7 protein-coding genes are annotated in these 7,264 nt (G+C 69.1%); 4 read left to right on the forward strand and 3 right to left on the reverse strand.

The genetic code is table 11. From position 1 onward, the window contains the following. Positions 1-271 precede the first annotated feature (271 nt). The 3 genes from ACFXBC_RS05330 to ACFXBC_RS05340 all read left to right on the forward strand — a co-directional run bounded on the left by ACFXBC_RS05330 (position 272) and on the right by ACFXBC_RS05340 (position 4,243). Complete coding sequence (locus tag ACFXBC_RS05330; protein ID WP_385018907.1) at positions 272-1,594, forward strand: PhoH family protein; 1,323 nt, start codon at positions 272-274, stop codon at positions 1,592-1,594. 408 nt (positions 1,595-2,002) lie between these two features. Next, the gene (locus tag ACFXBC_RS05335; protein ID WP_385018909.1) at positions 2,003-2,713 is read left to right on the forward strand and encodes a transglycosylase SLT domain-containing protein; all 711 of its coding nucleotides are present in this window, start codon (positions 2,003-2,005) and stop codon (positions 2,711-2,713) included. 111 nt (positions 2,714-2,824) lie between these two features. Continuing rightward, the gene (locus tag ACFXBC_RS05340) at positions 2,825-4,243 is read left to right on the forward strand and encodes an AI-2E family transporter (protein ID WP_385018911.1); all 1,419 of its coding nucleotides are present in this window, start codon (positions 2,825-2,827) and stop codon (positions 4,241-4,243) included. A gap of 27 nt (positions 4,244-4,270) precedes the next feature. Here ACFXBC_RS05340 and ACFXBC_RS05345 read toward each other — a convergent pair whose 3' ends face one another. The 3 genes from ACFXBC_RS05345 to ACFXBC_RS05355 form a co-directional block, all read right to left on the reverse strand. After that, on the reverse strand, positions 4,271-4,888 hold the full coding sequence (locus ACFXBC_RS05345) for a Uma2 family endonuclease (protein ID WP_385018913.1): 618 nt from the start codon (positions 4,886-4,888) through the stop codon (positions 4,271-4,273). A gap of 151 nt (positions 4,889-5,039) precedes the next feature. Next, positions 5,040-5,573, reverse strand: a complete 534-nt coding sequence (locus tag ACFXBC_RS05350) for an alkyl hydroperoxide reductase (protein WP_385018915.1) — start codon at positions 5,571-5,573, stop codon at positions 5,040-5,042. Positions 5,574-5,585: 12 nt separating this feature from the next. Then, on the reverse strand, positions 5,586-6,140 hold the full coding sequence (locus tag ACFXBC_RS05355; RefSeq protein ID WP_164264525.1) for a peroxiredoxin: 555 nt from the start codon (positions 6,138-6,140) through the stop codon (positions 5,586-5,588). A 130-nt stretch (positions 6,141-6,270) separates the two neighbouring features. Here ACFXBC_RS05355 and ACFXBC_RS05360 point away from each other — a divergent pair, with 130 nt between their 5' ends. Further along, positions 6,271-7,230: a hydrogen peroxide-inducible genes activator gene (locus ACFXBC_RS05360; RefSeq protein ID WP_385018918.1), complete on the forward strand. Its 960-nt coding sequence runs from the start codon at positions 6,271-6,273 to the stop codon at positions 7,228-7,230. Positions 7,231-7,264: the final 34 nt, after the last annotated feature.

Here is a 7,264-nt window from a genome sequence, read left to right on the forward strand (position 1 = left end):
CCGGTCGTACGCCGTGGCATGGCCGCGGGCGTTCGCGGGAATACCCCATGCAGGTCGACGTCCGGTCCACGGATGTCGTATCTCAGTGAGCGGCCCGGTCCGCTCGCCCGGGAGGCCCTTTGCACCAGGACGACCGTGCGGTGAGCGCGGGAGACGACGTGGAGGGCCGGGTCCGGCCTCCGCGCTGGTGGAGGCCCGCTCCGGTCCCAGCAGCCCGCGACGCCGTCGCTCCCCGACCTCAGGCTTGTGTCCAAAGGGGGTACGTCCTTCCGTGGTGACCAGCACTAAGCGCCGCATGCCCGACAGGCGCACTTACGTTCTTGACACCAGCGTCCTGCTGGCCGATCCCAACGCCATGGCCCGGTTCGACGAGCACGAGGTGGTGCTCCCGATCGTCGTGGTCACGGAACTGGAGGCCAAGAGGCACCATCCGGAGCTCGGCTACTTCGCCCGGCAGGCGCTGCGCCTGCTGGACGATCTCCGGGTGCGGTACGGACGTCTCGACGCCCCTCTTCCCATGGGGGAACTCGGCGGGACCCTCCGTGTCGAACTCAACCACTCGGATCCCAGCGTGCTCCCGGCCGGCTACCGGCTCGGGGACAACGACTCACGCATCCTCGCGGTCGCGCGCAACCTCCAGGCCGAGGGGTTCGACGTCACCGTCGTCTCCAAGGACCTCCCGCTGCGTATCAAGGCCTCGTCCGTGGGGCTCCTCGCCGAGGAGTACCGCGCCGAACTGGCGATCACGGACTCCGGCTACACCGGGATGAGCGAACTGGCCCTCTCGCCCGACCAGGTGGACCTCCTGTTCTCCGAGGACACCCTCTACGTACCGGAGGCCGCCGATCTGCCGGTGCACACCGGTCTGGTGCTCCAGTCCGAGCGCGGCAAGGCGCTGGGCCGGATCACGGCCGAGGGCAATGTGAAGCTCGTACGGGGCGACCGCGAGGCCTTCGGGCTGCACGGCCGCAGCGCCGAGCAGCGCATCGCCCTCGATCTGCTCCTCGACCCGGACATCGGCATCATCTCGATGGGCGGCCGGGCCGGCACCGGCAAGTCCGCTCTGGCGCTCTGCGCGGGCCTGGAGGCCGTCCTGGAGCGCAGACAGCACCAGAAGGTGATGGTCTTCCGTCCGCTGTACGCGGTCGGCGGGCAGGAACTCGGCTATCTGCCGGGCTCCGAGTCCGAGAAGATGGGGCCCTGGGCGCAGGCGGTCTTCGACACGCTCTCCTCGGTGACGAGCCGGGACGTGATCGAGGAAGTGGTCGGCCGGGGCATGCTCGAAGTCCTGCCGCTCACTCATATCCGGGGCCGCTCCCTGCATGACGCGTTCGTCATCGTGGACGAGGCCCAGTCCCTGGAGCGGAACGTCCTGCTGACGGTGCTCTCCAGGATCGGCTCGAACTCGCGGGTGGTGCTGACCCATGACGTCGCCCAGCGGGACAACCTGCGGGTGGGCCGGTACGACGGAGTGGTCGCCGTCGTGGAGAAACTGAAGGGGCATCCGCTCTTCGCCCATGTCACCCTCAACCGGTCCGAGCGCTCGCAGATCGCCGCACTGGTGACCGAAATGCTGGAGGACGGACAGCTCTAGGGGTATTGCCAGAACCCCCACCCTTACGGTAGGGGCCAGTTGGAGCCGCCCGGCAAGGCGCAGGAGCCTATCCGGGCGGCTCTCTGTTGCGCAGCAATCTCCAGAAAACTCGTGCGCCAAACGGGGTGTGAGCTTTAACACTCGACCGACGTTTGCCTTGAAGCGGCGGCGTCGGGCAGAGTCTTGCTTCCGTCAGGCCCCGCATGCGGCACATGTGCACCCCCAGGGGTGCGGCACCACACAACTCAACACTTGCCGCCGCATGCCGCCCGAGTACCACGCGGCACTTCCGTAAGGGAGTTGTCCACCGGGTCAGTGCCTCCCGTGACCTGTACGCCAGGGAGGCCCGCGCCAAGGGCACGATTGCGTCCGCGAGGTCACGAGCGGTCGCTGCTGGAAGGAAACCGTGTGAGCCGGATTTCGGTCCGGGGATTCGCGGTGGCGTCAGCCACTGCGGTCACCACCGTAGGAGCAGTTGTCGGCGTCGCATCGGGCAGCACCATGCCCGCAGGCGACAACATCGATGCAGCCTCCGCAGCGGACACGACGACCCTCGCAGACGTCCCTGACGGCCAGCAGGCCCAGGTCGCGTCGCTGACCGAGCAGGCCGACACCCAGGCGGTGCAGGCCGACGCGGCGGCGAAGAAGTCCGCGGAGGAGTCGGCCCGTATCCAGGCCGCCAAGGACGCGAAGAGCAAGAAGGCAGCCGCCGACGAGGCGGTCGCCAAGGCCAAGGAAGCCGCGAAGAAGCGCGCGGAGGAGAAGAAGCTGGCGTCCAGCCGCTCTTCCGTCCGCGACGCGAGCAGCTTCTCCTCGCAGGGCTCGTACACGGCCTCTCAGGTCCAGGCCATGGCGCGGCAGATGATGCCGTCCGACCAGTTCCAGTGCTTCAGCAACATCGTGAGCCATGAGTCCGGCTGGAACTACAAGGCGACCAACGCCGGTTCCGGTGCCTACGGTCTCGTCCAGGCTCTCCCCGGTTCGAAGATGGCCTCCGCGGGTGCCGACTGGCAGACCAACCCGGCCACGCAGATAAAGTGGGGCCTGAACTACATGAACAGCCGCTACCACAGCCCCTGTGGCGCATGGTCGTTCTGGCAGGCCAACAGCTGGTACTAGAGCGCCTGTCCGCTCAACTTCAGGGAGCCCCCCGCCGTCTCCACGGCGGGGGGCTCCCTGCATGTACGGTCGGCTCCGGATGAGGAGCGAGGTCGGGGGAAGAGGAACATCATGTCGAAACTGCCGGACTGGCTGGAACGCGTGGGATCCGAACTCACCCATCTGGGTGAGAGGCTGGAGGAGCGCCGCTCCGCGGACGACGCGGACGGCGTCACCGACGGAGCGGGCTCGCACACCGGAGGGGCCGAAGGCCATCCGGCGCCGGGCCAGGTGCCGCCGCCCCCCGACTACGCGCCGGCCGTCGCGGCCCGCCCCGACCCGGTGGCAGCGGTGCCGTGGGGCATGCGGGTGGCCGCGGAGGCGGGCTGGCGGCTCCTTGTCCTCGCGGGGACCCTCTGGGTGCTGATGCGGGTCATCAGCGCCATCCAGCTGGTCGTCCTCGCCTTCGTCGCCGCGCTGCTCGTCACGGCGCTCCTCCAGCCGACGGTCGCCAGGCTCCGCAGGGCCGGCCTGCCACGGGGGCTCGCCACCGCGCTGACCGCGATCCTCGGCTTCGTCATCATGGGTCTCGTCGGCTGGTTCGTGGTCTGGCAGGTGATGGAGAATCTGGACACGGTCTCCAGCCGGGTCCAGGAGGGCATCCAGGAGCTGCGGCGCTGGCTGCTGCACAGTCCGTTCCATGTGACGGACAAGCAGATCAACGAGATCGCCAAGAACCTGAGCGACACCGTCGGCACCAACACCAACGAGATCACCTCGGCCGGCCTCCAGGGCGTCACGGTCATGGTGGAGTTCCTCACCGGGATGCTGCTGGCGATGTTCTCCACGCTCTTCCTGCTGTACGACGGGGCGCGCATCTGGCAGTGGACGCTCAAGCTCGTCCCGGCCCAGGCCCGTCCGGGAGTCGCCGGCGCGGGCCCGCGCGCCTGGCGGACACTGACCGCCTATGTGCGCGGCACGGTGATAGTGGCGATGATCGACGCGATCTTCATCGGCCTCGGGCTCTTCTTCCTCGATGTGCCGCTGGCCGTCCCGCTGGCCGTCTTCATCTTCCTGTTCGCGTTCATCCCGCTGGTGGGCGCCGTGATCTCCGGTGCGCTCGCGGTGGTCGTCGCGCTGGTGACCCAGGGGCCGTTCACGGCGCTGATGGTGCTGATCGTCGTACTCGCCGTCCAGCAGATCGAGGGCCATGTGCTCCAGCCGTTCATCCTCGGCCGGGCGGTCCGGGTCCATCCGCTGGCGGTGGTCCTCTCGGTGGCCGCGGGCGGCATGATCGCCGGCATCGGGGGAGCGGTGGTGGCGGTTCCGCTGGTGGCCGTGACCAATACGGTGGTCGGCTACCTCCGCGCGTACAGCATGAAGCACGCCATGGCCGCCGCTCCCCGACAGCAAGCCGGGCCCCCGCAGGGGACGGCATCGGCGCCGGCGGCCTCCGACGCGACGGTCACGGCACCGCCCGCGCCCGGCCCGGAACCGGAGACGATGCCGCCTGCCGAGACTTCGGCGCTGGGGACCGACGGGACCGGGTGAGGGCGGAGCCCGGGCAGGGAGCGACGGTCAGTCCCGGGACAGCAGCAGGGCGGCGTCCACGGAGAGTTCGCGCTCGTTCCCGTCGGGCGAGACCGGCGCCGGAACGGGGAACATCGCCCCGGGGGCGTACACCGCGTGCTGTGCGTACCCCTGATCCTGCGGACCGGTCAGAACGTGGACACGCTGCTTACGGCGGTCCACGATCACATAGACGGGGATGCCCGCGGCCGCGTAGGTGCCGACCTTGGTCTGGAGATCGGTCCTGTAGTTGGACGAGGTGACCTCCAGGACGAGCCGGAAGACCGCCGGGTCGTAGCAGTTGTGCTCCACCAGGTGGTCACGGTAGTCCGCGTCGACCACCGCGAGGTCGGGGATGGCGAAGTCCTCCGCGCCGGTCGGCAGCCACAGACCGATGGCCTGGATCACCCGGGACTCGGTGCTGTGCAGCCCGGCGGAGGCGAAGGCGAGCACCAGGTCGGTGAGGGATTCCCCGTGAGGGCCGTCCGGCGGTGGGGTCACGGTGATTTCTCCCCCGAGAATCTCGACGCGGAGGCCCGGCAGCCGGTCAGTGATCAGATCGGCTGTTTCGAGCAGGCTCGGCTCGGGCCCGTCGTGGCAGGGATGCTCGACCGCTGCGGCAGACATGGCGCCTCCTGGTGGCTGATGTCGAGACCTTCATCGTAGGCCGCCGGGTGCCGGGCCGTCCGGTACCGGAACCGTTCGCCCAAACGGATGAGTGCAGAAAACCCCGGTGGTGCGTTTCCGCACGTCACCGGGGTTTCCTGTCTCCGTACCGCTACTCGGCCAGCACGGCCTCGGAGTCGAGCGTCACGCCGACCGCCTGCAGGACGGCCGCGATCTTGAAGGCCTCCTGGATGGTCTCGCGGTCCACGCCCGCCTTGCGGAGCACCTGCTCGTGCGAGTCGAGGCACTGGCCGCAGCCGTTGATCGCGGAGACGGCGAGCGACCAGAGCTCGAAGTCGGCCTTCTCCACACCGGGGTTGCCGATCACGTTCATCCGCAGACCGGCGCGGAGCGTCCCGTACTCCGGGTCCGACAGCAGGTGCCGGGTCCGGTAGAAGACGTTGTTCATCGCCATGACCGCCGCGGCGGAGCGGGCCGCCGTGTACGCCTCGCGGGAGAGGTTCGCCTTGGCCTCGGGCTCCAGCTCGCGCAGCACCCGCGGTGAGCGCGAAGCGATGGCGCAGGCGAGGACGGTGCCCCACAGCTGCTGCTTCGGCAGGTCGCTGTTGCCGATCACCGAACCGAGGTTCAGCTTCAGGTCCTTGGCGTAGTCCGGTATGGCGGACTTCAGTTCGTCGAGTGACATCGTGGAATCAGCTCACTCGCCCGAGAGGAGCGCGACCGGGTCCAGGGTGTTCTCGCCCTTGGTCCAGTTGCAGGGGCACAGCTCGTCGGTCTGCAGGGCGTCGAGGACCCGCAGGACCTCCTTGGGGTTACGGCCCACGGAACCGGCGGTCACCATCGTGAACTGGATCTCGTTGTTCTGGTCGACGATGAAGACGGCGCGCTGCGCGAAGCCGTCCTCGCCCTCGATGCCGAGGTCACGCATGAGCTCGTGCTTCGAGTCGGCCATCATCGGGAAGGGCAGGTCGGTGAGGTCCGGGTGGTCCTTGCGCCAGGCGTGGTGCACGAACTCGGAGTCACCGGAGAAGCCGAGGACCTGCGCGTCGCGGTCGGCGAACTCCTCGTTCAGCTTGCCGAAGGCGGCGATCTCGGTCGGGCACACGAAGGTGAAGTCCTTGGGCCACGCGAAGACGATCTTCCACTTGCCCTCGTAGGTCTTGTGGTCGATCTGCGCGAACTCCTTGCCGCTCTCCAGCGACACACAGGCAGTCAGGTCGAACTGGGGGAACTGGTCACCGACAGTGAGCACGTACTCTCCTTGCAGCTTCGGAATTCCCTTTTGGGGCGTTCCTGGGGGTTGGACGGGTTACAGACTGACACAGGATCCATTGATCACAGAAATAGCTAGACTTGGTTGTCGTGATCGGAGGTACCTATCAGTGACCCACATATATACGGGCGGCGCCGTCGTCCGGGGCAAGCAGCCCACCGTGGCGCAGCTGCGGGCCTTCGCTGCCGTGGCGGAGCATCTGCACTTCCGGGACGCGGCCGCCGCGATCGGGATGAGCCAGCCCGCGCTCTCCGGCGCCGTCTCGGCGCTTGAGGACGTCCTCGGCGTACAGCTCCTGGAGCGGACCACCCGCAAGGTGCTTCTCTCGCCCGCAGGGGAGCGGCTGGCGGTGCGGGCCGGAGCGGTGCTCGACGCCGTGGGTGAGCTGATGGACGAGGCCGACGCGGTACGGGCGCCCTTCACCGGGGTGCTCAGGCTCGGTGTGATCCCCACGGTCGCCCCGTATCTGCTGCCGACCGTGCTGCGGCTCGTCCACCGCGAGTACCCGGACCTCGACCTCCAGGTGCACGAGGAGCAGACCTCGTCGCTGATCGAGGGGCTGACCGCCGGGCGGCTCGACCTGCTGCTGCTCGCGGTGCCGCTGGGGGCGCCGGGGGTCGTGGAACTCCCCCTGTACGAAGAGGAGTTCGTACTGGTCACCCCGCGCGACCACTGGCTGGCCGGGCGTACGGACATCCCGCGGGACGCCCTGCGCGAGCTGGATCTGCTGCTGCTCGACGAGGGGCACTGTCTGCGGGACCAGACACTGGACATCTGCCGGGAGGCCGGCCGCGCCGACGGAGTGCCGGTCACGACCACGGCCGCCGGGCTCTCCACACTGGTCCAGCTGGTGGCCGGCGGGCTCGGCGTGACCCTGCTGCCGCGTACGGCGGTACGGGTCGAGACCGGGCGCAACGACCAGCTGGCCACCGCGTACTTCGCGGAGCCCGCGCCGATGCGCCGGATAGCGCTGGCGATGCGGGCCGGGGCGGCGCGCCAGGAGGAGTTCACCGCGTTCGCCGCGGCGCTGCGGGAGGGTGTGCGGCCGCTGCCGGTCTGGCTGGCGTGAGGGTGGCGGGGGCCGCGCCGGGTGCGTCCGGCGC

It is taken from the genome of Streptomyces sp. NPDC059398, from assembly GCF_042751845.1.
Classification (GTDB): Bacteria; Actinomycetota; Actinomycetes; order Streptomycetales; family Streptomycetaceae; genus Streptomyces.